Annotated in this window: 17 protein-coding genes; 6 read left to right on the top strand and 11 right to left on the bottom strand. The window is 73.9% G+C overall.

Going from position 1 to position 21,996, the window contains the following annotated elements; all coding sequences use genetic code 11:
- Nucleotides 1-33: 33 nt before the first annotated feature.
- Nucleotides 34-633: an NUDIX hydrolase gene (locus tag ABD419_RS15210; RefSeq protein WP_425556068.1), complete on the bottom strand. Its 600-nt coding sequence runs from the start codon at nucleotides 631-633 to the stop codon at nucleotides 34-36.
- Nucleotides 634-802: 169 nt separating this feature from the next.
- On the opposite strand from ABD419_RS15210, the gene ABD419_RS15205 reads away from it, so the two are divergent.
- The 3 genes from ABD419_RS15205 (at nucleotide 803) to ABD419_RS15195 (ending at nucleotide 5,800) form a co-directional block, all read left to right on the top strand.
- Entirely contained in the window at nucleotides 803-1,429 is a 627-nt protein-coding gene (locus ABD419_RS15205; protein ID WP_344487808.1) for a uracil phosphoribosyltransferase, read from the top strand.
- Nucleotides 1,430-1,707: 278 nt separating this feature from the next.
- Nucleotides 1,708-3,252 carry a long-chain-fatty-acid--CoA ligase gene (locus tag ABD419_RS15200; protein ID WP_344487806.1) on the top strand — a complete coding sequence of 515 codons (1,545 nt, stop codon included), beginning with the start codon at nucleotides 1,708-1,710 and terminating at the stop codon, nucleotides 3,250-3,252.
- Between the two features lie 19 nt (nucleotides 3,253-3,271).
- On the top strand, nucleotides 3,272-5,800 hold the full coding sequence (locus ABD419_RS15195) for an ATP-binding protein (RefSeq protein ID WP_344487804.1): 2,529 nt from the start codon (nucleotides 3,272-3,274) through the stop codon (nucleotides 5,798-5,800).
- A 111-nt stretch (nucleotides 5,801-5,911) separates the two neighbouring features.
- Here the strand turns inward: ABD419_RS15195 and ABD419_RS15190 are convergent, their stop codons facing one another.
- The 9 genes from ABD419_RS15190 to ABD419_RS15150 all read right to left on the bottom strand — a co-directional run bounded on the left by ABD419_RS15190 (nucleotide 5,912) and on the right by ABD419_RS15150 (nucleotide 17,235).
- Nucleotides 5,912-6,448 carry a hypothetical protein gene (locus ABD419_RS15190; RefSeq protein WP_344487802.1) on the bottom strand — a complete coding sequence of 179 codons (537 nt, stop codon included), beginning with the start codon at nucleotides 6,446-6,448 and terminating at the stop codon, nucleotides 5,912-5,914.
- 200 nt (nucleotides 6,449-6,648) lie between these two features.
- Nucleotides 6,649-8,394 carry an ABC transporter ATP-binding protein gene (locus ABD419_RS15185; RefSeq protein ID WP_344487800.1) on the bottom strand — a complete coding sequence of 582 codons (1,746 nt, stop codon included), beginning with the start codon at nucleotides 8,392-8,394 and terminating at the stop codon, nucleotides 6,649-6,651.
- Nucleotides 8,391-10,130, bottom strand: coding sequence for an ABC transporter ATP-binding protein (locus ABD419_RS15180; protein WP_344487798.1), 1,740 nt, complete (start codon nucleotides 10,128-10,130; stop codon nucleotides 8,391-8,393). Before ABD419_RS15180 ends, ABD419_RS15185 begins: the two co-directional genes overlap by 4 nt.
- Nucleotides 10,127-11,338, bottom strand: a complete 1,212-nt coding sequence (locus tag ABD419_RS15175; RefSeq protein ID WP_344487796.1) for an alpha/beta hydrolase — start codon at nucleotides 11,336-11,338, stop codon at nucleotides 10,127-10,129. Before ABD419_RS15175 ends, ABD419_RS15180 begins: the two co-directional genes overlap by 4 nt.
- Complete coding sequence (locus ABD419_RS15170; RefSeq protein ID WP_344487794.1) at nucleotides 11,335-12,189, bottom strand: ABC transporter ATP-binding protein; 855 nt, start codon at nucleotides 12,187-12,189, stop codon at nucleotides 11,335-11,337. The genes ABD419_RS15175 and ABD419_RS15170 overlap by 4 nt, the downstream gene beginning before the upstream one ends.
- Nucleotides 12,186-13,277 (bottom strand): FecCD family ABC transporter permease, encoded by a 1,092-nt coding sequence (locus tag ABD419_RS15165; protein ID WP_425556067.1) that lies wholly within the window; start codon nucleotides 13,275-13,277, stop codon nucleotides 12,186-12,188. Before ABD419_RS15165 ends, ABD419_RS15170 begins: the two co-directional genes overlap by 4 nt.
- The gene (locus ABD419_RS15160; RefSeq protein ID WP_344487792.1) at nucleotides 13,274-14,317 is read right to left on the bottom strand and encodes a FecCD family ABC transporter permease; all 1,044 of its coding nucleotides are present in this window, start codon (nucleotides 14,315-14,317) and stop codon (nucleotides 13,274-13,276) included. Before ABD419_RS15160 ends, ABD419_RS15165 begins: the two co-directional genes overlap by 4 nt.
- A 2-nt stretch (nucleotides 14,318-14,319) precedes the next feature.
- Complete coding sequence (locus tag ABD419_RS15155; RefSeq protein ID WP_344487790.1) at nucleotides 14,320-15,303, bottom strand: ABC transporter substrate-binding protein; 984 nt, start codon at nucleotides 15,301-15,303, stop codon at nucleotides 14,320-14,322.
- 48 nt (nucleotides 15,304-15,351) lie between these two features.
- A complete protein-coding gene (locus ABD419_RS15150; protein WP_344487788.1) occupies nucleotides 15,352-17,235 on the bottom strand; it encodes an SIP domain-containing protein in 1,884 nt (627 codons plus the stop codon).
- A gap of 131 nt (nucleotides 17,236-17,366) precedes the next feature.
- Here ABD419_RS15150 and ABD419_RS15145 point away from each other — a divergent pair, with 131 nt between their 5' ends.
- The 3 genes from ABD419_RS15145 to ABD419_RS15135 all read left to right on the top strand — a co-directional run bounded on the left by ABD419_RS15145 (nucleotide 17,367) and on the right by ABD419_RS15135 (nucleotide 20,471).
- Nucleotides 17,367-18,950: an AraC family transcriptional regulator gene (locus ABD419_RS15145; RefSeq protein ID WP_344487786.1), complete on the top strand. Its 1,584-nt coding sequence runs from the start codon at nucleotides 17,367-17,369 to the stop codon at nucleotides 18,948-18,950.
- Between the two features lie 119 nt (nucleotides 18,951-19,069).
- Complete coding sequence (locus ABD419_RS15140; protein WP_344487784.1) at nucleotides 19,070-19,924, top strand: alpha/beta fold hydrolase; 855 nt, start codon at nucleotides 19,070-19,072, stop codon at nucleotides 19,922-19,924.
- On the top strand, nucleotides 19,917-20,471 hold the full coding sequence (locus ABD419_RS15135) for a TetR/AcrR family transcriptional regulator (RefSeq protein WP_344487782.1): 555 nt from the start codon (nucleotides 19,917-19,919) through the stop codon (nucleotides 20,469-20,471). Before ABD419_RS15140 ends, ABD419_RS15135 begins: the two co-directional genes overlap by 8 nt.
- A gap of 42 nt (nucleotides 20,472-20,513) precedes the next feature.
- On the opposite strand, the gene ABD419_RS24970 is transcribed toward ABD419_RS15135, so the two are convergent.
- A complete protein-coding gene (locus ABD419_RS24970; protein WP_425556066.1) occupies nucleotides 20,514-21,917 on the bottom strand; it encodes a family 43 glycosylhydrolase in 1,404 nt (467 codons plus the stop codon).
- Nucleotides 21,918-21,996 lie beyond the last annotated feature (79 nt).

The raw sequence follows: 21,996 nt of genomic DNA, 5'->3' as shown, positions 1-21,996 counted from the left end.
CCAGCAGGGGAGGCCCTGGACGGCTCGGCCGCGTCAGCCCGTCAGCGCGCGGGCGAGTTTGGCGGTGAACCGGTGCATGTGCGGGTCGAGGGTCGCGATCGGCTCGGCGAGCACCTGCGCCAGCGACAGCCACGCGACGCCCGAGAACTCCTCCTCGCTGAACCACGTGACGTCCTCGGGCGTCGCCCGGATGAGATGCCACAGCGAGACGTCGGTGTGCCGCCCCTGGCCGAGAGTGTCGGTGACGGTGACGAAGAACGGCCGCTCGCCCGCGACGCCGGACGGGTCGGCCGCGATGCCGAGCTCCTCCCGGCACTCCCGCCGCACGGCGTCCCAAGGGGACTCGCCGGGCTCGACGTGCCCGCCGGTGGGCAGCCGGAGCCCCGCCTTGCGGTGCTCGACCAGCAGCACCCGCTCCCGGGCCTCGTCGAACGCCGCGAAGTAGCTCACCAGGTGCATCGGCGGCGTCGCCGGCTTCGCGGTGCGGTACAGCGGAGCGCCGCCCGAGATCCAGGCCCGGGCGGCGTCGAGGTGGTCCCGCTCCAGATCGTCCCAGGGGACGACGCCGTCGAGAAGATCAGTGAGTCGGGTCCGGTCGGCGGCAGACGTGTCGGCGGTTGTCACGCGCGCCATGATGCCACCCGCCCGGCGGTGGCCCCGCCCACGACCGAGCCGGAGCGGCGGGGGCGACGCGCTCCAACCGATTCCAACCGGCGGTCCCCGCACGCCCGACTCCGCATTAGCTTGGGCCCGAACCGCTCGGGGCGCCGTCCACGCGCGTCCCCCTCCAGGAGTTCCCGACATGTCCGAACCCGCACACCCCGCCACCATGCGACCGGGTCCGCTGCTGGAGGTCCGCCCGCCCTGGGCCGACCGCCTCTACCAGGACTTCGCGGCCCCCTGCGATCTCGCGGTCGCGGCGTCGCACACCGACCGGCTCGCCGCGCGCCTCCTGCACGCCGTGTCCGCACGTTGCACCGACGCCGGCCGACCTGCCGCGCCGGTCGTGGTGATGCGCGGGGGCATGCTCATGCTCCCCGCCGCGCGTCGCGCCTGCGTCGGGGCCCCTTGGGGGTTCGTGCTGGCCCGGCGCCGCGCCGGCGAGGTCGTGATCGAACGAGCCGACCTCCCGAAGCCGCACCCGGGGACGACGACGCTGCTCCTGGACACCGTCGTGAACACCGGTGACACGATCGTGGCCGTCCTCCAGGAACTCGAACGGCGCGGCGCGGCGCCCGGCTCCGCCGCGCTGGCGTGCGTCTTCCTCACCGAACGCGGCGAGGCCCGCATCCGGGCGCGCTTCCCGCTCCTCCCGATCGCCACCGTCTGGAGTGGACTCGAAGTCGGCGCGGACGGCTGGGTCTCGGGCATCGGCTTCGACGCGGGCGACTGCGCCGTCGGCGGCGGGTCCCGCCTGCAGTGGCCCTGATGCGGTAGCCGGTCGCGCCCGGCCGGGTCCATGTCGGCGCCGGTCGGTCCTCGGGCCGCGCCCGCCAGGTCGCGGGGTCGACCACGGGCTGGAACCGAAGCAGGCCGGTGCGGAAACGGGCCCGGGGAGGCGGCCCCGGCCGGACGCCGATCGGCACCCGGCACCACGGCGGGGCGATTCGGTAATACGCTCACTAAAGCGGACTGCAGGCCACCGTCCGGCACGCACCGGCCCGGTCCGCCTCCCACGTCCCGATGAAGTGACCCGCGGAGGCACGCATGCTGAACCTGGCCGTCCTGCTCGAAGACACCGCCCGCACGCACCCCGACCGGGTCGCGACCGTCCTCGGCGGGTTCCGCTCGACCTACGCCGAACTCGACGCCGCCGCCGACCGCGTGGCCGCCGGGCTCGCCGCGCACGGTATCGGGCCGGGCGACCGGGTCGCGCTCTCGTGCCCGAACCTCCCGTTCTTCCCGGTCGTCTACTACGGCATCCTCAAGGCCGGCGCGGTGGTCGTGCCCCTGAACGTGCTGCTCAACGAGCGCGAGGCGGCCTACCACCTGCGGGACGCGGACGCCAAGGCGTACTTCTGCTTCGAAGGCACTCCGGAGCTGCCGATGGGCGAGCGCGGCCGGGCGGCGTTCGCGCAGGCACCCGACTGCGAGCTGTTCGTGCTCATCACCGCCGACCCGACCGCTCCGGCGCCGGAAGGCGAGACGACGCTCGCCGGCTTCGGCCGCGACCCCGAGCCCGGCGCGCGCTCGCACCCGGCCTCCGAGTCCGACACCGCCGTCGTGCTCTACACCAGCGGCACCACCGGCGAGCCCAAAGGCGCCGAGCTCACCCACAGCAACCTGGTGCTCAACGCCCTGATCTGCAACCGGCTCTTCGACATGCGCCCCGGCGACGTCCACCTCGTGACGCTCCCGCTGTTCCACTCCTTCGGCCAGACCGTCCAGATGAACGCCGGCCTCGCCACCGGCGCCACCCTGGTCCTGCTGCCCCGCTTCGACCCCGACGCGGCTTTGTCCCTCATGGAGCACGAGCGCGTGACGTTCTTCGCGGGCGTGCCGACCATGTACTGGGCCCTGCTCAACCATCCCGGCGCCGACGACCACGACCTCGCGGCCATCGCCGCGACCCTCAGGGGCGCCGTCTCGGGCGGGTCCTCCCTGCCCGTCGAGGTCCTGCACGGGTTCGAAGCGCGCTTCGACGTGCCGATCCTGGAAGGCTACGGCCTCTCCGAGACCAGCCCGGTCGCCACCTTCAACCACATGGACCGCCCCCGCAAGCCCGGCTCGATCGGCCAGCCCGTCTGGGGCATCGAGGTCGAGATCCGGCGCGAGGACGGCGCCGCGGCCGACCCGGACGAGCCCGGCGAGGTCTGCGTCCGCGGCAGCAACATCATGAAGGGCTACCTCGGCCGCCCCGACGCCACCGCCGAGGCCGTCGACGACCGCGGGTGGTTCCGCACCGGCGACATCGGCGTCGCCGACACCGACGGCTACCTGTACATCGTGGACCGCAAGAAGGACATGATCATCCGCGGCGGCTACAACGTCTACCCGCGCGAACTCGAGGAGGTCCTGCTCACCCACCCCGACGTCAGCCTCGCCGCCGTCATCGGCGTCCCCGCCGAGGGCATCGGCGAGGAGGTCAAGGCCTTCGTCATCCGCAGGGCCGGCGCCGCGACCACCGCCGACGAGCTCGTCGACTGGTCCCGCGAGCACATGGCCGTCTACAAGTATCCCCGGATCGTCGAGTTCGTCGACGCCCTCCCCATGACCGCCACCGGCAAGATCCTCAAACGCGAACTGACCTGACACCCCAGGAGGACCGACCGTGCACCCCGGCAGTCCCGACACCGCGGCGCGCCTCGCGACCTGGCTCGCCGCCCACCTCGAACGCCACCGCCTCACCGTCGCCGACGTCGCCCGCGACCTCCGCGTCAGCCCCGGCCAGGTCCGCGGCTGGCTCGCGGCCGCGGGCCTGCGCGCCCCCACCGGGCCCGGCGAGTTCGACCACCTCGACACGCCCGTGAAGCTCGGCGCGTGGCTGCGCGCCCGCATCGCCGACGCCGGCGTCTCCGTCCGCGAACTCGCCGAGTCCACTCCAGACGTCTCCATGAGCACCGTCTACAACTGGCTCAACGGCGAGCACCTGCCGCCGCCGCCCGCCGCGGACGAGCCCGACCGCCTCGACCTGCTGCTCTCCAACCCTGTCCTCGGCCTCGGCCTCCAGCAGCGGGTCCAGCTCGACGAGATCCGCCGCCGCCTCACCGGCACCTCCCTGCACCTCGACGCCGCCCCCGAATGGGACGCGCGGTCCCTCCCGGCCGCGAACCGCGCCTTCACCGGCAGGCGCCCCGCCCTGCGCCGCCTCGACCGCCTCCTCGCCGACTACGGCCGCGGCGCCGCCGTGCTCGCGATCGTCACCGGCATCGGCGGCGTCGGCAAGACCGCGCTCGCCGTGCAGTGGGCGCGCTCGGCGCAGGTCCGACCCACCTTCCCCGACGGCTGCCTCCACCTCGACCTCCAGGGCTACAGCGCCACCTCCCCAGTGGACCCCGCGACCGCCAGGCTCCGCCTGCTCTACCAGCTCGGCGCCGACCCCCACCGCCCGCCGGCGGACCCCGAAGCGCAGGCCGCGCTCTACCAGCGCATGCTCGCGGGACGGCGGCTCCTCCTCGTCCTCGACAACGCCCGCGACGAGGCGCAGGTGCGGCCGCTCCTCCCCGCCGACCCCGGCTGCCTCACCCTCGTCACCAGCAGGGCCCGCCTCTCCGGACTCGACGTCACCAGCCCCGGCCTCACCCGCCTCGACCTGGACGCGCTCACCGAGGCCGAGGCCGCCGCGCTCCTGCGCGAACTCCTCGGCCGCCTCGCCGCCGGACCCGCCACCGACGAGGAGGTCCGCGCCCTCGCCGACCGCTGCGGACGCCTCCCCCTCGCCCTCCAGATCGCCGCGGCCAACTACCTCACCCACCACCACCCGCAGCGCGAACCGCTCGCCGCGTACACCGCCGAACTCGCCGCGGACCGACTGGGGGAGTTGACGATCGACCCCGCCGACCCCGCGACCGCCGTGACCCCCACCCTCGACCACTCGCTGCGCCACCTCAGCGCCCCCGCCCAGCGCGCCTACCGCCTCCTCGGCCTCCACCGCGCCCCCGACTTCGCCGAGGCCTGGGCCGCCAGCGTCACCGCCGAACCGCGCGACCGGACCCGCGCCGCCCTCAGCGAACTCGTCCAGGCCAACCTGCTCACCCTCGACCAGCGCGGCCGCTACGCCTTCCACGACCTGCTCCGCGACCACGCCGCGGCCCTGGCGGCACGCACCGACGGCGAGCAGGAGCGCCGCGCCGCCGTCGGCCGCGGCCTCGACCACTGGCGCCACAGCGGATTCGCCGCCACCATGGTCGTCGAACCGAGCCGCGACCCGATCACCCTCGACCCCGCGGGCCCCGGCGCGGCCCCGGAGCGGTTCGACGACTTCGACACCGCATGGCAGTGGATCGAAGACGAGATCGAAGGCGTCGTCGCCGCCAGCGCACAGGCCACCGAGACCGGATTCGACCCCTACGTCTGGCAGCTCGTGTGGATCTGCGGCAACCCGCTCGGGCAGCGAGGCCAGTGGAACCGCCTCGTCGAACTCGGCGAGCTCGCCCTCCAGGCCGGACTGCGCACCGGGGACTCCGAGGCCGTGGCCCGCGCCCACCGCTACCTCGCCCACCCCGCGATCCTGACCGAACGGCTCCCCGAGGCCCGGACCCACCTGCAGACCGCACTCGAGCTGCATCGCGCCGACGGGGACGCGCGGGGCCGTGCCGCCGTCCTCCACAGCCTGTCCTACATCGAAGAGCGCCTTGGGAACTACGCGGCCGCGCTCGCCCACTCCGAAGAGGCCCTCGCCGTCGACCGCGAACGCGGCTTCCGCGGCGGCCAGGCCCGCGCCCTCAACGAGGTCGGCTGGCTCCTCGCCCACCTGGACCGCGTCGACGAGGCCCTGGCTCCGTGCCTGGAGGCCCACGCGATCTTCGAGGAGCTCGGCGACCGCGGCAAGGCCGCGCACGTCGCCGACAGCCTCGGCTACCTCCGCCACCGCCTCGGCGACCACGCGGGCGCGCTCGCCGACTTCGGGCGCGCGGCCGACGAGTTCCGGGCGCTCGACCGCCCCTTCGAACTGGCCGGCACCCTCGACCGCATCGGCGACGTCCACCTCGACGCCACCGGCCCCGACGCCGCCGCGGCCGTCTGGCAGGAGGCCCTGGACCTCTACACCGACCTCGGCCACGGGAACGCCGAGGAGGTCCGGGCCAAACTCCACGGACTCGACCGGCCGGACCCCGCTGACCGCCGAGACGCATGCTGAACGCGATCCGCTGAGAGTCCCTTCAGGACTCACCCGCGTCAGGCCGCAGTGCGGCCGGGGCGGTGCCGGACTCGGCACCGCCCCGGCAAGCGGTGGTCGCCGGTGGCGCCGCTAGCAGGCTCGGACCCCGTCGGCGCGGTCGGTCTTGTCGTCGCCGACGTCCGTGCTCGAAGTGGGGGCGGGCGCGGAGGTCCAGAGCGGGACCCATCCGAGCAGGTCGATCCAGTTGTAGACGGTCGTCCGGACGCCGCCGGTCTGGTTGTCGTGGTAGGAGGTCGCCATGTCCCGGAAGTACGGCTCGGTCTTGCTGAGCTGGTGGATGAAGCCGCACTCGGTGAACCGGACTCGGACGCCTTCGAAGTGCTCGTGCTCGTAGAGGCACGTCCATCCTCGGGGGCAGTTGCGGTAGCCGTTGCCGTATTCGACCTCGTCGGGGCCGAGCGCGACGTCCTCGCCTTCCATCGGGATGGTGAGGACCATGGTGCCGTCGTCCCAGGCGATCTCGTTCTCGCTGATCTGGACGCCGTCCGGCGAGTTCGCCAGCACGGTGTCGATCAGTGCCTGGACGGTGTCGACCTCGGGATCGGAGGCGGCGGCGGGCTGGACGCCGAACGCGGCGGTGAGGGTCATGAGCACAGCGGCGAACACCGCTGCGAGTGTTGCGCCCCTTCGAGGGCGGATTGATCGATGGATGAGCATGCAGGGCCTTTCTGCGGATGGTCGGATGCCGGGGCGATGCCCGGCATCTCCCAGTGAACCGACGCTCGCCGCGTGTGAGAAGTGATCGTTGCAATCCGCTGGAATTCGCACCCGTCATGGGAGACGGACGAGCGCCGGCGGCTCCGAGGTCATTCGTCGGCGCCGCGTCGCTGTCCTGCCTGCCATGCCGTCCAGAGCCGGGCGTAGCGGCCGTCGGCCGCGAGGAGTTCGGTGTGCGTGCCGGTCTCGACGATGCGGCCGGCGTCCATGACGAGGATCAGGTCGCAGGCGGCGGCTTGGGCGAGGCGGTGGGCGATGACTAGGCCGGTGCGGCCGGTGACGACGGCGTGGGAGGCGTGGTCGAGCTGGTCGGCGTGGGTGGAGCCGGCTTCGGCGGTGGCTTCGTCGAGGATGGCCAGGTCGGGGTCGGCCAGGAGGAGGCGGGAGAGCGCGAGCTGCTGCGCCTGGGCGTCGGTGAGGGGGTGGCCGCCGGTGCCGACCAGGGTGTCGAGGCCGTCGGGGAGGAGAGCGAGGAGTCCGGTCGCGCCCGTGGCGGCGAGGGCCGCGTGGATGTCGTGGTCGGTCGCGGCGGGGGCGGCGAGGGTGAGGTTGTCGCGGACGGTTCCGGCGAACACGTGGACCTCCTGGGAGATCACCGCGGTGCGCTCGGGGCGGGCGACGGTGCCGGTGCGGGGGAGGTGGATGCCGGCGATCACCGCGGCGAGGGTCGTCTTGCCCGCTCCGGATGCGCCGACGACCGCGACGCGCCGCCCGGCCGGGAGGTGGAGGGTGAGGTCGTCGAGCACACGAGGGCCGTCGCCGTAGTCGAAGACGACGCCGCTGAGCGAGACGGCGGCGTCCGCATGCAAAGCCGTGGGCGGTGAAGGCGCCGCCGGGATGGTCACGACGCCGACCATGCGGTTCAGGGAGGCGAGGGCGGACTGGAGGGTGTCGACCACGAACAGCAGCTGGTTCACCGGCCCGAGCAGGCGCAGCACCAGGAGGACGGCGGCGGTGGCGGCGCCGACCGTGGAGGCGCCGCGGTCGATGAGGACGAAGCCGACGACGAGCACGGCGGCCAGGCTGAGGCATTCGCCGAGGTTCAAGCGGGCGTTGAGCATGCTCTGGACGGTGCGTGCGCGGAGCGCGTGGACCGCGACGGCCCAGGAGGCGGCCATGACGGCGCGGTGCCGCCGCTCGCCGAGCCCGTAGCCGAGGACGGTGGCGTAGCCGCGCTGGGATTCGAGGATCTGCTGGGCGCGGGCGCTCATCGCCGCCCGTTCGGCGCCGTACACCCGCGGACCGGTGCGCAGGTACCACCGCATCGCGAGCGCGTAGACGGGGAGGACGACGGCGAACGCGGCGGCGAAGGGCCACTCCAGGGCCGCGAGTCCGCCGAGCGACACCACGATCGTGAACACGGTGACCGTGAGCACGGGGATCACCGCGGGCGCGGCGTCGGCCACTGCGGTGACGTCGTCGCTGGACCGCGACACCAGGTCGCCGGTCCCGGTCCGCTCCACCCGGTGCTGCGGGAGGGTCAGGGCGCGGCCCACGAGCGCTTCGCGGAGTCCGGCGAGGACGGCGTGGTAGACGCGGGTGGCGAGCACGGTCGTCACCGCGGTGCCGATCGCGCCGAGGACCGCCGAGACCGCCATGACGGCGGTGATCGCGAGGACGGTGCCGAGACCGGCGCCGCCGGCCTGGACCCGGTCGATGAGGAGTCCGATGGCGAGGGGCCCGATCAGGTCGACGGCGGTGCTGACGACCCCGAGCACGCCGACGGCGGCGAGCCGGAGCCGGTGCCCGCGGCTGCGGCGCCACAGCTCCCGGGCGGTCCGGCGGCCGGTCGCGACGGGCAGCCCGACCGCGGTCGTCACGGCGTCCTCGGTCATGCGGTCGCCGCCCCGCCGTGGACGGTGGCGCCGAGTGCCGGCTCCAGGTGGTCGACGACGCGGTCGCAGGCACCGAGCAGCGCCGGCGACGAGGCGATCAGCAGGGTCGAGCGGCCTGCGCGAGCGCCGGCCAGCCGTTCGGCGACGGCCTGCTCGGTGACCGAGTCGACCGCGGTGGTCGGGTCGTGGAGCACCAGCACCGGTGCGTCGGTCGCCAGGGCGCGGGCGAGCGCGACCCGCTGCCGCTGGCCGCCGGAGAGGCGGTTGCCGTCCTCGCCGACCGGGCTGTCGAGATCGGCGGCGAAGTCGCCGCACGCCGCCGCCTCGAACGCGCGGTCCAGCAGCTCGGGCCTGCCGCCGGCGGTGAGGTTGTCGCGGATCGTGCCGGTGAACAGCGTCGCCCGATGGGGGGAGACGGTCACCCGCGACCGGTACTGCGCGGGGGAGAGGCCCCGCGCCGGGCGATCGCCCAGGCGCACTTCGATGTCGACGTCGGCGTGCGGGTCCAGCAGCGCGCCTGCGATCCGGGCGGCGAGGCGGTCGTCCGCGCGCACCCCCACCAGTTCACCGGGCTTCACCCTGATGCACGTGCCGTCCACATCGATCTCCAGCGTGTCCGTAGTCGGCGGAGCGCCGTTCGCGTCCCCGTTCCGCGGTGCGGTGCGTGCGTCCCTCAGCACATCGAGGATGCGCGCGGACGAGGCGCGGGCCCCGGCGAGGTTGGGGATCGAGACGTTCGCGATCGACTGGATCTGCGGCAGCAGCGCCTGGGCGAGGCCGACGGCGGCGATGAGCGCGCCCGTGCTGATCCGCCCCTCCGCGGCGAACCAGCCCGCCAGCCCCACCACCGAGGCGACGAACATGCCGCTGACCGCCCCCGAGCCGACGAGGAACCGCCCCAGCAGGCCCGCGTTGCGCTCGGCCCCCGCGAGCGCCTCCCGGCTCGCCTGCCGGTAGCGCCTGGCGGCCTCCGCCTCGGCCCGCACGCCCTTGACGACCCGGTAGCCGGCCACCAGGTCCGCGGCCCGTCCGACCGTGGACGCCAGCAGCCCCTGGTACTCCCGGGTGTCCCGCGAGTACCGCTCGCTGAGCAGGCCCATCGCCCACACCGCGACCGGCGCCCCCACCAGCAGCATCAGCCCGAGCGCCCAGTGCGTCGCCAGCAGCGACGCCGCGATGAACCCGATGGCGGCGATCCTCGCCGCCGGCATGATCAGCAGGATGCCGCCGTTGGCGACCCGGGCGACGTCGCCGGTCATCACCGACACGACCGCGCCGTCCGGGGCGCGGGCCGCCCCGCCGGCCGGGTGGAGCACAGCAGCTGAGAGGGTGCCGCGGAGCCGGTGCTGGAGCACCTGCACCATGTACGCGGTCAACCGGTTCGTGACCTTCGCCGCCCCCGTCAGCACCAGGTACAGGGCCGCCAGCACGCCGAGCCAGGACAGCAGGCCGCCCGCGTCCCCGGTCGCCAGCGCCCGGTCGATCGCGAGCCCCATCACCACCGGGACCGCCGCCTCGCCGACCTGCCACACGATCGCCAGCAGCATCGCGGGGACGGCGATCCGCTTGGCCGACAGGACGACGCGCCACAGGAACCGGCCCGGCGAGGTCGCCGCGCCCGCCTCGAAGGGCCGCGTCTCGCGGGGCTCCGGCGGGGCGTGCACGAGCACCGGCAGCCGGCGGGTCAGCCTCCCCCGTCCCAACCCTGCCGGGTCGGCGTCGGGGCGAGCGGTCACCGAGGACTCCGGGCCGGACTCGTGCCGCGCGGTTCGGCCGCGGGCGGGAAGCACCAGCGCAGGGCGTCGGCGAAGAGCCCCCGCCACCACGCGTAGTCGTGCCCGCCCGCGAACTCCAGGTAGCGCGTGTCGTAGCCCTTCCCGGTGAGCACCTCGTCCAGCCAGCGGCTGTGGGTGATCGAGCCCTCCAGCTCGCCGACGTCGTGGAAGAGCCGGATCGGCGCCCGTGCGGCGGCCTGGAAGTCGGCGATCAGCATCGGCACCGGGGCGCGGCCAAGCAGATCTATGCCGTTGCCCCACTTGATGTCAGGGTGGTACCCGCACGACGGGGACTGCATGACGACGTTCCCGAACGACGCCGGGTGGTGCAGCGCCGTCCATGCGGCGCACAGGCCGCCGAAGCTCTCGCCGGCGAGCGCCGCGTCGGCGGGGTCGTGCGAGAGCGAGTACCGCTCGCGAAGCCACGGCAGCAGTTCCTCCACCAGCATCCGGGAGAATCCCCGATCGCAGAGCAGCTCCCGGTAGCGCTGCGAGCCGAGCGCGTCGACGAGCACGACCGCGCAGGGCCGGACGAGCCCGGCGCGGACGAGGGCGTCGCGAACGCTCGGTGCGCTGTGGTCGGGCGTCCCGTCCAGATGGACCACGAACGGCAGCGCGTCCCCGGCGGCGAGTTCCCCGGGAGGCATCGAGACCCAGACGCGGCGCTCGTTCCCCAGGACCGCGCTCGCCAGCACGGCCGACTCCGAGTGCGGCGCCGGCCCCGCCTCGGCCTGCGCGAGCCAGGGCAGCGGCGCCGCGTCGGGCAGCACCGCCACCGACGACCCGGAGAACCGCTCCTCCGGGTACTCCGCGAACCTCGGCGGCGGATTGAACGGGTCCGGAACCTGCTCCTCCCGCCCGGCCGCGTCGCGCCGCGTGAACACGTAGGAGAGGCGCAGATCGGCGCGCATCCGCAGCGTGAGGACGCGGAACGGCGTCCCGGGCACCGCCGTGAACTCCTCGTCGACCGTGTTGCGGCCGATGCGGGGGCCGATGACGACCGCGAGGGCGACCGCCGCGGCGTCGCCTGGTTCGTCGACGAAGGTCACGTCCACCTCGCCGTCGCGGACCGGCCCGACGAGCGGAGTGCTCGCTTCCGCGAGGTGCCGCCTGAACCGCTCGGGGCTCCACTCGCCGGTCGACAGCTTCTCGACGGCCGGGTTGGTCATCGCTCCTCCATCGTGGCCACGGGATGCCGGGTCCGGTCCCGGCCCAGCGGCACCACCTGCGGGGTGCCGGCGACCGGGTCGGGCACGACCAGGCAGCGCAGGCCGAAGACCTCCTCGACCAGGTCGGCCGTGACGACCTGCTCGGGGGTGCCCTCGGCGACGATCCGGCCGTCCTTCATGGCGATCAGGTGGGTGGCGTAGCGGGCGGCGTGGTTCAGGTCGTGCAGGACGGCGACGAGCGTGTGGCCGACGTGGTGCAGGTCGGTGAACAGCTCCATCAGCTCGATCTGGTGCGTGATGTCCAGGAACGTGGTCGGCTCGTCGAGCAGCATGATCCCGGTGTGCTGCGCGAGCGCCATCGCCACCCACACCCGCTGCCGCTGCCCGCCCGACAGCTCGTCCACCGGGCGCCCGGACAGGTCGGTCACCGAGGTCTGGCGCATCGCGCGCACCACGGCCGCCTCGTCGGCCTCGGTCCACTGCCGAATGAACCCCTGGTGCGGGTAGCGGCCGCGGGCCACCAGGTCGGCGACGGTGATGCCGTCGGGGGTGATCGAGGCCTGCGGCAGCAGTCCGACGCGCTTCGCGACCTCCTTCGTCTTGAAGGAGTTGATGTCGGCGCCGTCGAGGACGACCCGGCCGGCCGACGGCTTCAGCAGGCGGGACAGCCCGCGCAGCAGCGTGGACTTGCCGCACGCGTTGGGGCCGATGATGACCGTGAACGACTTGTCGGGGATCGCCGCCGACAGGCCCTCGCTGATGACGCGCTTGTCGTAGCCGATCGTCGCCGACTCCACGCGCAGGCGCGGCTCGCCGACCGCAAGCCCGGTGGCGGTGCTCTCGGTGTTCATAGTCGTCTCCTGGCTTCGATGAGCAGCAGCCAGCCGAGGTAGCCGCCGCCGAGCATGACGGTGATGATCCCGACCGGCAGCGGGGTCGGGGCGAGGTGCTGGGCGATGAAGTCCGCCGCCAGGCACAGCAGCGCGCCGACGAGCGCGGCGGGGGCGAGGCCGGCCCGCGCGGTGCGGGCCAGACGCCGGGCGATCTGAGGCGCGACCAGGGAGATGAACACGATCGGCCCCGACGCCGCCGTGACCGTCGCCGTCAGCGCCACCGCCACCACGATCAGCCCCAGGCGGGCCGAGGCGACCCGGACCCCTTGGGACGCGGCGGCGTCGTCGCCCAGCTCCATCTGCTGCATCGGCCGGCTCAGCACGCCCGCGAGCACCAGGAGCACGGCGATCCCGGCGCCGCCGAACGCGACCTGGGCCCAGGTGACGCCGTTGAGCGACCCCGCGCCCCACGCGGCCGCGGCGATCGCCCGGTCCAGCTCGGCCTTGAGGATCAGCCAGGTGTTCAGCGAGTCGAGCATGGCGGAGACGCCGATGCCGACGATGATCAGCCGGAACCCCTGCACCCCGCGCCGGTGGGCGAGCAGGTACACCACGACGGCGCTGGCCAGCCCGCCGATCAGGGCGCCGCCGACCAGCTGCCAGTAGGTGCCGTTGACGATCAGGATCACGATCAGCGCGCCGGTGTAGGAGCCCTGCGTGAACCCGATGATGCCGGGGTCGGCGAGCGGGTTGCGCAGCAGCGACTGGAGCAGTGCACCGCTGACGCCGAGCGCGGCGCCGAACACGAGCGCGGCCGCCACGCGGGGCAGCCGCCACTCGACCACGATGTCGCGGACGAGCCCGGTCCGGCCGCCCGCGAGCGCGGCGAGCACGTCGCCGGGGCTCAACCGGAGGGAGCCGGTCATCAGCGCGAGCACCGCGATGCAGGCGACCGCGATCGCGAGCGCGGCGCAGACGACGACCGTTCGCCACTCGAGCCGCATCGCGACGCCGCGGCGGCGCAGCACCAGCACGCGCCGTCCGAAGTCCACGCGTTCCGCGGGCGCCGCTCCGGTCGAGCGGGTGCCCGACACGTCAGTGCTCACAGTCCGCTCGCCCGCTTCCGCCGCACGAGGACGAGGAGGACGGGCGCGCCGACGAACGCCGTGATGACGCCGACGGGGATCTCGCTGGGCCGCATCACGATGCGGCCCAGGATGTCGGCGGCGAGCAGCAGGCTCGGGGCGAGGACGGCGCTGTAGGCGAGGATCCACCGCTGGTGCGGGCCGGCGATCCAGCGGGCCACGTGCGGGATCATGAGCCCGACGAACCCGATGGGACCGGCGATCGCGGTCGCGCCGCCGGCCAGCAGCGTGAGCGCGGCGACGGCGAGCACGCGGGTGCGCATCAGGCGCACGCCCTGGGCCTTCGCCAGGTCGTCGCCGAGGGCCATGGCGTTGAGGGGACCGGCCACCGCGAACGCGAGGGCGAGCCCGATCGCGAAGAGCGGCAGGACCGGCCACACGACGTCGAGGGGGCGGCCGACGATCGAGCCGGCGACCCAGGACCGCATCGCGTCGAACGCGTCCGAGTCCGTGAGCTGCAGCGCGTCCCTGGCGCCGCCGAGCACCGCTCCGACGCACACCCCGGCCAGCACCATGACCACCGGCGACCGGCCGTGCCGGGTCGAGCCCAGGGCGAGCACGAGCAGCGTGACCGCCAGCGCCCCCGCGAACGCGAACCACATGTAGCCCTGCACGCCGGTGATCCCGAACAGGCCCACGGCGACCGTGACCGCGAACGAGGCGCCCGCGTGCACGCCGAAGAGGCCGGGATCGGCCAGGGGGTTGCGCGTCACGGCCTGGATCAGGGCCCCCGCGACCCCGAGCGCCGTGCCGACGACGAGCCCGACCGCCGTCCTCGGCAGCCGGTAGTCGCGGATCGCGAACTGGTCGATGTCGGCCGACGGGTGGACCACGGCGTCCCACACGACCGTCGGCGCGATCGAGGTCGACCCGATCATGACGCTGAGCACGAGCAGGATCAGCAGCGCCGCGAGCGCGGCGGTCAGGCCGAGCGCGCGGCGGCGCGGTCCGGGCACCGCCACGGTGCCCGGACCGGTGTGGCGCAGGGTGAGAGCTGCCACTACTACTCGGTCGGCAGGGTCGCCAGAGCGGTCTCGAGCGAGTCGAGGTACTGGAGGACGGAGCCGTAGGAGTTGTTGCCGGGGCAGAAGAGCCCGAGCGCGCGGCCGGAGCCCACGGCCGGGAGCGCCTGCCAGGTGTTGGTCTCGACCACGGGCGCGAACGACTCGGTCGGGTTGCCCTCGGCGTCGACCGGGTAGGTGATCACGTCGTACTCGGACAGCCCCGCGATCTGCTCGAACGGCAGGGACGTCCAGCCGAGGGGGTCTTCGCCTTCGGCGGCCTGGGGGAAGGTCATGCCGAGGTCGCCCTGGGCGATCTCCACGCAGCCGAAGTCCGAGATGGAGAAGGTGCCGGGGTCGGAGCTGGACCAGCGGTCGACGTTGACGAACGAGGTGTCTGCGATGATCGCGCTGTAGGTCGTCTGGATGCCGGCGATCTGCTCCTCGAAGGCCGCCTTCTGCTCGCTGAGCGCGTCGGACACGTTCCCGGCCTCGGCGAGGCCGTCGGCGAGGGCCTTCCACTCGACGTCGAGGCCCCAGAAGACGGTCGGGGCGATCGACTCCAGCCGCTCTTGGAGCGGCTCGAACTCGCTGGCGGGGAACTGGGCCAGGATGAGGTCGGGTTCGAGGGCGACGAGCGCCTCCATGTCGACCTGGTCGGCGCTGGACGCGAGGACCGTGGCCTCCGCGTAGGTCGCCTGCTGCCCCTCGGGGATGAGCTCCAGTTCGGAGCCGCTCACCTCGGTGACCGCCACCGGCTCGCCGCCCATGTCGATGAACGGCAGGGTCGTGTTGCCGATGGTGACGACCCGCTGCGGGTCGGCGGGCACCTCGACGGTGCCGTTGTCGGCCTGGACGGTGCGGGTCGCGACGTCCGCCGACGCGTCGTCGGATTCGCCGCCGCCGCAGGCGGTCAGGGCGAGGCTGGCGGCGAGCAGGCCGGTGGCCAGGGCCGCGGCCCGGCGTCGCTGGGGGATCTTGGACATGGGTGGTGCTCTCTTCTCGGGTTCGGTTCGGGTTCTCGGGGGGCGTGGCTACTCGACGGCCGGTCGAGCGGTCGGGGGGCGGGTCGGGACGAGTTCGCGGACGACCGTTCCCCAGCCCACGGTGTGCGTCTGGACGCAGGTCAGGCCGGCGGCGGCGATCACGGCGTCGAGTTCGGCCCCGGTGCGCATGCCGGAGCCGTGGACGGCGAGGGCGAGCAGGTCCGCTTCGCCGTCGTGCTCGTCGAGGTCGTCGACGTCGTAGGTCTCCTCGATGAGCAGCACCCGGCCGTCGGGGGCGAGGCGCTCGGCCGCCCGGCGCAGGGCGTGCGCGGCGTCGGCGTCGGGGAGCGCTTTGAACGCGCGGCTGATGAACACCGCGTCCGCCGCCGGGCTCGGCTCGAAGACCGACTGCTCGACCACGGCGACCCGCTCGCGCTGCGCCTGCTCGGGGATGGTGTCGGGCAGGTCGCGGCGCACCCAGTCGGCCTGCGCGGGCAGGGCGCAGATCGTCACCCGCAGGTCCGGGCGGGCGGCGGTGAACTCGCGGGCCTGCGCCGCCGCGCCGCCGGAGTGGATCACGAGGTGCCCGACGCCCGCGAGCAGGTCGGACTTCGCGATCGGTTCGGTCAGGGCGGGTTGGAACCGCGCCAGGCGCTCCAGGTAGCGGTCCTCGTAGTCCTGCTCGGCGCGCACCTCGGCGAACGTCCGGCCCGTCACCGACCGGTAGGCCGCCCGCCCGGTCCGGACGGACTCGGTGAGCCCCAGGATGCCGAGCATCTCGCGGCCGACCACGCCTGCCGGGTGCAGCGCGTCGACCATGAAGTCGTTGGTCAGCACCTCGCCCACCGGCGCCAGCCGGTAGCGGCCGGGTCCGGTCTCGGCCACGACGTCGAGGGCGCGCAGGTAGCGCAGCAGCTTGCCAAGCGCCCGGGCGTCGGCGCCGGTCCGGGCGGCCAGGTCGTCCACGTCGGCGACGCCGCGGGAGATCAGGTCGGGGAGTCCGAGTTCGACGGCGGTGCGGATCGCGATCGGCCGCACGAGCTCGGTCAGGTCGTGGAGCCGCTCGAACGGGGTGGCCGACTTCGCCGGGTCGGGCACGGCCGCGTCGGTGTCGAGGGCGACGACGTCGCCGCGCCGCCAATACCCGGCGAACTCGATGTCCCCCTTCGGCATCCCGCGGTCCTCGACCAGGTGCCGGCGGAGGTCCCGCACGGCGGTGTGCTCCCCGGCGACCCACGCGAACGCCCGCCCCTCCCACCAGTCGGCGTGCCTGACCGCGTCCACCAGGAGCGTGGTCGCGTCCGCCTCGCCGCCGCGCACCAGCCAGGTCACCTCCACGCCGGGCGGCGTGCGCAGCTCCAGCCGGTGGGCGTCCTCGGCGACCTCGATGAACACCTGCGCCCGCACGTCGCCCGGCAGCTCGTCGAGCAGGCGGGCGATCGCGGGGAGTGCGGTGTCGTCGCCGGCGACGACGAGCCAGTCGGCGCCCTCCGGCAGCGAGCGCGACGACGACGGGCCGTAGCAGTGGATCCGGTCGCCTGGCTGCGCCCGGTAGGCCCAGGTCGCGCCGACCCCGATGCCGTGTTTGACGACGTCCACGTGCAGCTCGCCGGCCTCGGCGTCCCAGCTCCGGACGGTGTAGGCCCGCGACAGGGGGCGCGGGTCCCGCGGATGGTCCAGGCCCTGCTCCCGCTGCACGGGCAGCACCGGCTCGGTCCGGCCGGGGTAGGGGAACACCAGCCGGACGTCGTCGTCGAATCCGAGCGAGTCGAAGGCGGGCTGCGGGTGGCCGTCAGCCGAGGTGAACTCGCGGAGCTGCGCGCCGGCCAGCGTGATCCGCCGCATCCCCGGCGTCAGGTCCGCCACCCGGACGACCTCGACCTCGCGCAGTGTCAACGCGTGCACGGTGAGTCGGCGTGAGGTCTTCGGCATGACGGGGACGGCCTTTCCGGTCGCTTCGAGGCTGACGAGGCCGCGTACCGCTGTCAGCAGGAGGGCCACGGCTAAGGTTAGGCAATCCTAATCTCAGATGGCGTGCGCAGGCTGCCGTATTGTTTAGGACCGTGGCCCCGTCACCGCTGCTCCCCGCCGACCCGAGCGACCCGCCGCCGATCCCGGCAGCCCGGGCGGACTCGACCGGGCACCCCCGCCGCCCGCTGCTCATCTGGGTCCGCACCGGCACCGCGCACGTGCGCATCGACGGCGACGCCGCGTTCCACCTCGAAGCCGGGCAGGGCGTCCTGATCCCCGCGGACGGCTGGCACCACCGCGCGGTCCTCACCGAACCGGGCACCGTCGCCTTCCCCCTGTGGCTCCACCCCGGCGACGCGCCGTTCGCGGAACCGACCCGGTTCGACGTCCCCGCCGACTGGCAGGACCGGCTCATCCAGCACTACAACCTCCAGGTCACGCCGCTGAGCGGCGGCGGGTACCTCCAGAGCGCGGTCGCCGACCTCCTCCGCCGCCCCTCGGCCGCGCGGCCCGCCGGCGGCGAGCCCTCACCGCTCGCGCCGCCGGAGATGCCCAGGGCCACCGGTGCCAGGTCCGTGGCCGAGCAGCTGATCCGCAACCCCGCCCTCGACCTCACCGTCGAGCAGTGGGCGACCAGGGCGCTCGCCAGCCCCCGCACGCTTCGCCGCGACTTCCTCGCGGGCACCGGACTCACCTTCGAGCAGTGGCGGCTGCGCAACCGGCTCATCGCGGCCGTCGAGTTCCTCGCCGCGGGCTACGACGTCGGCCAGGTCGCCGCACGGGTGGGCTTCGCCAGCCGCAACGGCTTCACTCGCGCGTTCGGCGAGCGGTTCGGCACGACGCCGCACGACTTCAAGCGGCGGCTCGCCGCCAGCCCCGCCGCCGTCGACCTGACGCAGCGCGCCGCGCTGGCGCGGCAGACCGGCGACCTCGTGCGCACCGTGCTGGGAGCGGACGCGTTCACCACCGCCCCCGATCCGCTGCCCGCCGCCCGCACGCCCCCGCACGCCAACGACTCGCACGTGCTCACCTGGATGTACCGCGGCAGCGGCTACGTCGACCTCGGCGGGAGCCGTTTCGAACGGCCGCGCGGGGTCGCCACCTGGATCCCCGCGGAGGCCGAGCACATCACCGGCCTCCGCGAGGACTCCATCTCGCTGCCGCTGGGAGAGGCCGGCACCGCCGACCTGCACCTGACCGAGCCCCTTCAGGTGCAGTTCTCGCCCGCCTGGAGCGACTACCTCATGTTCTGCTCCGTCAGCGCCCGGTCCGGGCTCCAGCCCGACGACTACGACCCCCGGCACATCCTCGGCCTGTTCGCCGAGCAGGTGGCGGCCCAGCGGGCGATGTCGGTCCCCATGCCCACCGACGGGCGCGCGCGTGCGGCCGCGATGGAATACCTGCGCCGCATCGGCACGCCCGGCGGCCCGGCCGAGGCCGGCGTCCCCGCCGACGTCCACCGGGCGTTCCGCGAGCAGACCGGCATGACCTTCGCCCGCTGGCGCTACGCCGCCCGCATGCGCATCGCCCGCGACCTGCTCGCCGGCGGCGCCAGGCCCAGCGCCGTCGCCCGCCGCGTCGGCTACACGCACCTGCCCACCTTCAGCGCCGCCTTCACCCGGTTCCACGGCCTCTCGGCGCGCGAATACCGCGAACGCGAGGCCGAGCAGCCCTAGCCTCCGGGACGCCAAGCGCCGCAACGGGTTCCATTGCCGCGGTGGTCCCGAGCGGCCGCCCGCGGAACATCCAAGGACGGGGGTTGCGAATCTTGGCTAATGGTGTTAGCTTTTTAGCTATGAATATTAACTTCGGTGCCACCCAGTTCCTCGAGATCGACGGCGAACGCCTCGCCTACGACGTCACCGGCGAGGGCCCCCTCGTCGTGCTCTTCCCGGGCATGGGCCAGAACCGCCACTCCTTCCGCGCGGTCGCCGAGCGGCTCGTCGCCGACGGCTTCCGGGTCGCCCGCGCCGACCTGCGCGGCCACGGCGAGTCCTCCGACGGGTGGGCCACCTACACCCGCACCGACGTCGCGAACGACCTCATCGCCCTCCTCCGCGCCCTCGGCGGCCCGGCGGTCGTGGCCGGACACTCCGTCTCCGGCGGGGCCGCGACCATCGCGGCCGTCCTCGAACCCGACCTGTTCGCCGGGATCGTCGAACTCAGCCCCTTCACGCGGGACCAGGCGTTCGACCTGAAGGGCATGGCCGCGAACGGCCGCTACCGCAAGGGCATGTCGCTCCTGCTGGGCACCGCGGCCTTCCGCAGCCTCCGCCTGTGGAACAAGTACCTCGACCACGCGATCCCCGGCACCCGGCCCGCCGACTGGGACGAGTACCGCGCCGCCGTCGACGCCGACCTCCGCCGCCCCGGACGCATGGCGATCGTCAGCCGCATCGGCATGTCGCCGACCGCCGACGCGGACGCGAAACTCGCCGAGCTGCGCGTCCCCACCGTCATCGTCGAGGGCGACCTCGACCCCGACTGGCCCGACCCGGCGGCCGAGGGCGCGGCCATCGTCGCGCGGATGCCCGAGGGCTACGGCCGCGTCGAGGTCGTCGAGGGCGCGGGGCACTACCCGCACGTCCAGTTCCCCGAGCGCGTCGCCGCCCTCATCGCCGCGCTCGCCCGCGAGACCGCCCGTGGCTAGGGCGAACCTCTCGACCGAGGCCGTCGTGGACCTGGCCGTCGGGCTCGTCGACGAAGACGGCTCCGCCGGCCTGACGCTCGCGAAGGTCGCCGCGGCGGCGGGGGTCTCCAGCCCGTCGCTGTACAAGCACGTGGCGAACCTCGCCGAGCTGCGGACGCTCGTGTCGGCCCGGGTCGCCGGCGAACTCGCCGACGCGGTCAAGACCGCCGGGGTCGGCCGCGCCGGCGAGGACGCGATCGGGGCCTGCATGCACGCCTGGCGCGACTACGCCCGCGCGCGCCCGCACCGGTACGCGGCCCTGATCCAGCGGCCCGAACCGCACACCGGGAAGGCGGCCCAGCCCTTGCTCGAATCCGTGTTCGCCGTCCTGCGCGGCCTCGACCTGGCCGAGGACGACCTCGTGCACGCGACCCGCTGCCTGCGCGCGGCCGTGCACGGCTTCGCGATCCTCGAGGCCGACGGCGGCTTCGGTCTGCCCGAGAGCATCGACGACAGCTTCGCCCTCATGGTCGACATGGTCGTCGCCAGCGTCCGCTCCCGCACCTGAACCGCCGAGTGCGGGAGCCGCTCCGGCCGCGGCGCCTCCAGCTCAGATCGGAGGGACGCCGTCGATGGTGGGGACGACCGGGCGGATGGAGCCGTCGGCGTTGAAGTAGAGCCGGTCGATCATGGTCTCGCGGTGGGTGCCGTCGCCGCCGGGTACGGCGAAGCGGTGGTAGGCGATGTACCAGGTGTCGGTGCCGGGGACCTGCACGACGGAGTGGTGGCCGGTGCCCTTGACGCCCAGTGCGAGGTCCTTCTGCAGGATGACGCCGGCGCGGGCGTTCCACGGCCCGGTGGGGGAGGAGCCGGTCGCGTACGCCACTCGGTAGTCCTCGGAGCGGGTGTCGTTCTCCGACCACATGAAGTAGTAGGTGGAGCCGCGCTTCACGACGAAGCTGCCCTCGTTGTAGCCGGTCGGCTGGTACGTGCGGACCTGGGCGGCGTTGAACGAGGTCATGTCGGCGTTGAGCTGGACCTGGTGCGAGGCGCCCTGGCCCCAGTACAGGTAGGACTGGCCGTTCGTGTCGGTGAAGACCGCCGGGTCGATCATCTGGCCCGAATACGATCCGGCCGCGACCAGGGGCCGCCCGAGGGCGTCGCGGAACGGCCCGACCGGGGAGTCGGCCACGGCCACGCCGAGGTGCTTGCGGGTGTCGCCGCTGGCGAGGCCGGCCGAGAAGTAGAAGTAGTACTTCCCGTTCTTCTCGGCGATCCCCGGCGCCCAGGCGGAGTTGTCGGCCCAGGAGACGTCGGCCGCCACGTCGAGGATCACGCCGTGGTCGGTCCAGTGGACGAGGTCCTTGGAGGAGAACGCCCGGAACTGGGTCCCGGACCAGCCGGCGAAGCCGTCGGTGGTCGGGTAGAGGTAGTACGTGTCGCCGAAGCGGACGATGTTCGGGTCGGCGAACAGGCCCGGCAGCGCCGGGTTGGCGATCGTGTCGAGCCGCCACTGCTGGTGCTGCGAGGCGCCGCAGTCCCACTGCCGGAGCCGGGCCCCGTTGGCCGTCGCGCCGTCGGTCACCTCCAGGCACTTGCCCGAGTGGCGGGCGACGAGCCGCGTATGCCCGCTCCCGGCGTCCTGGATCTGCCACTGCTGGTTCAGCCCGCTGTGGCACGCCCACTGGAACACCATGGCGCCGTTGGCGGTCGAGCCGCCGTTGACGTCGAGGCACTTGCCCGAGTGCCCGGCGGCGACCTGGACGTAGCCGTTGCCGAGGTCGCGCAGGCGCCAGAGCTGGTTGGCGCCGTTGTTGCAGTCGTACTGCCCGATCGGAGCACCGTCCGCAGTGGACCCGCTAATGACGTCGGCACACCGCCCCGAGTGGCGGGCGACCAGTTCGACCGCCGCCCCGCCGACCGGATCGGGGACGGCGGCGGCGGGCGCCGCGCCGGCGAGCGCCAGCACCAGCCCCAGGACGGCGGCGAGCACGGTCGGCAGGACTCTTCTCATGGGGCGCTCTCCTCGAGTGCGGAAGCTGATGGGGCGCACCGGCTCGTGCGCGGCCGATGAATGGTTATCGGTAACAGGT

Source organism: Glycomyces endophyticus (assembly GCF_039531525.1).
Classification (GTDB): domain Bacteria; phylum Actinomycetota; class Actinomycetes; order Mycobacteriales; family Micromonosporaceae; genus Glycomyces; species Glycomyces endophyticus.
Note: the sequence above shows the minus strand (reverse complement) of the source record. Positions and strands in the feature narration are given on the sequence as shown.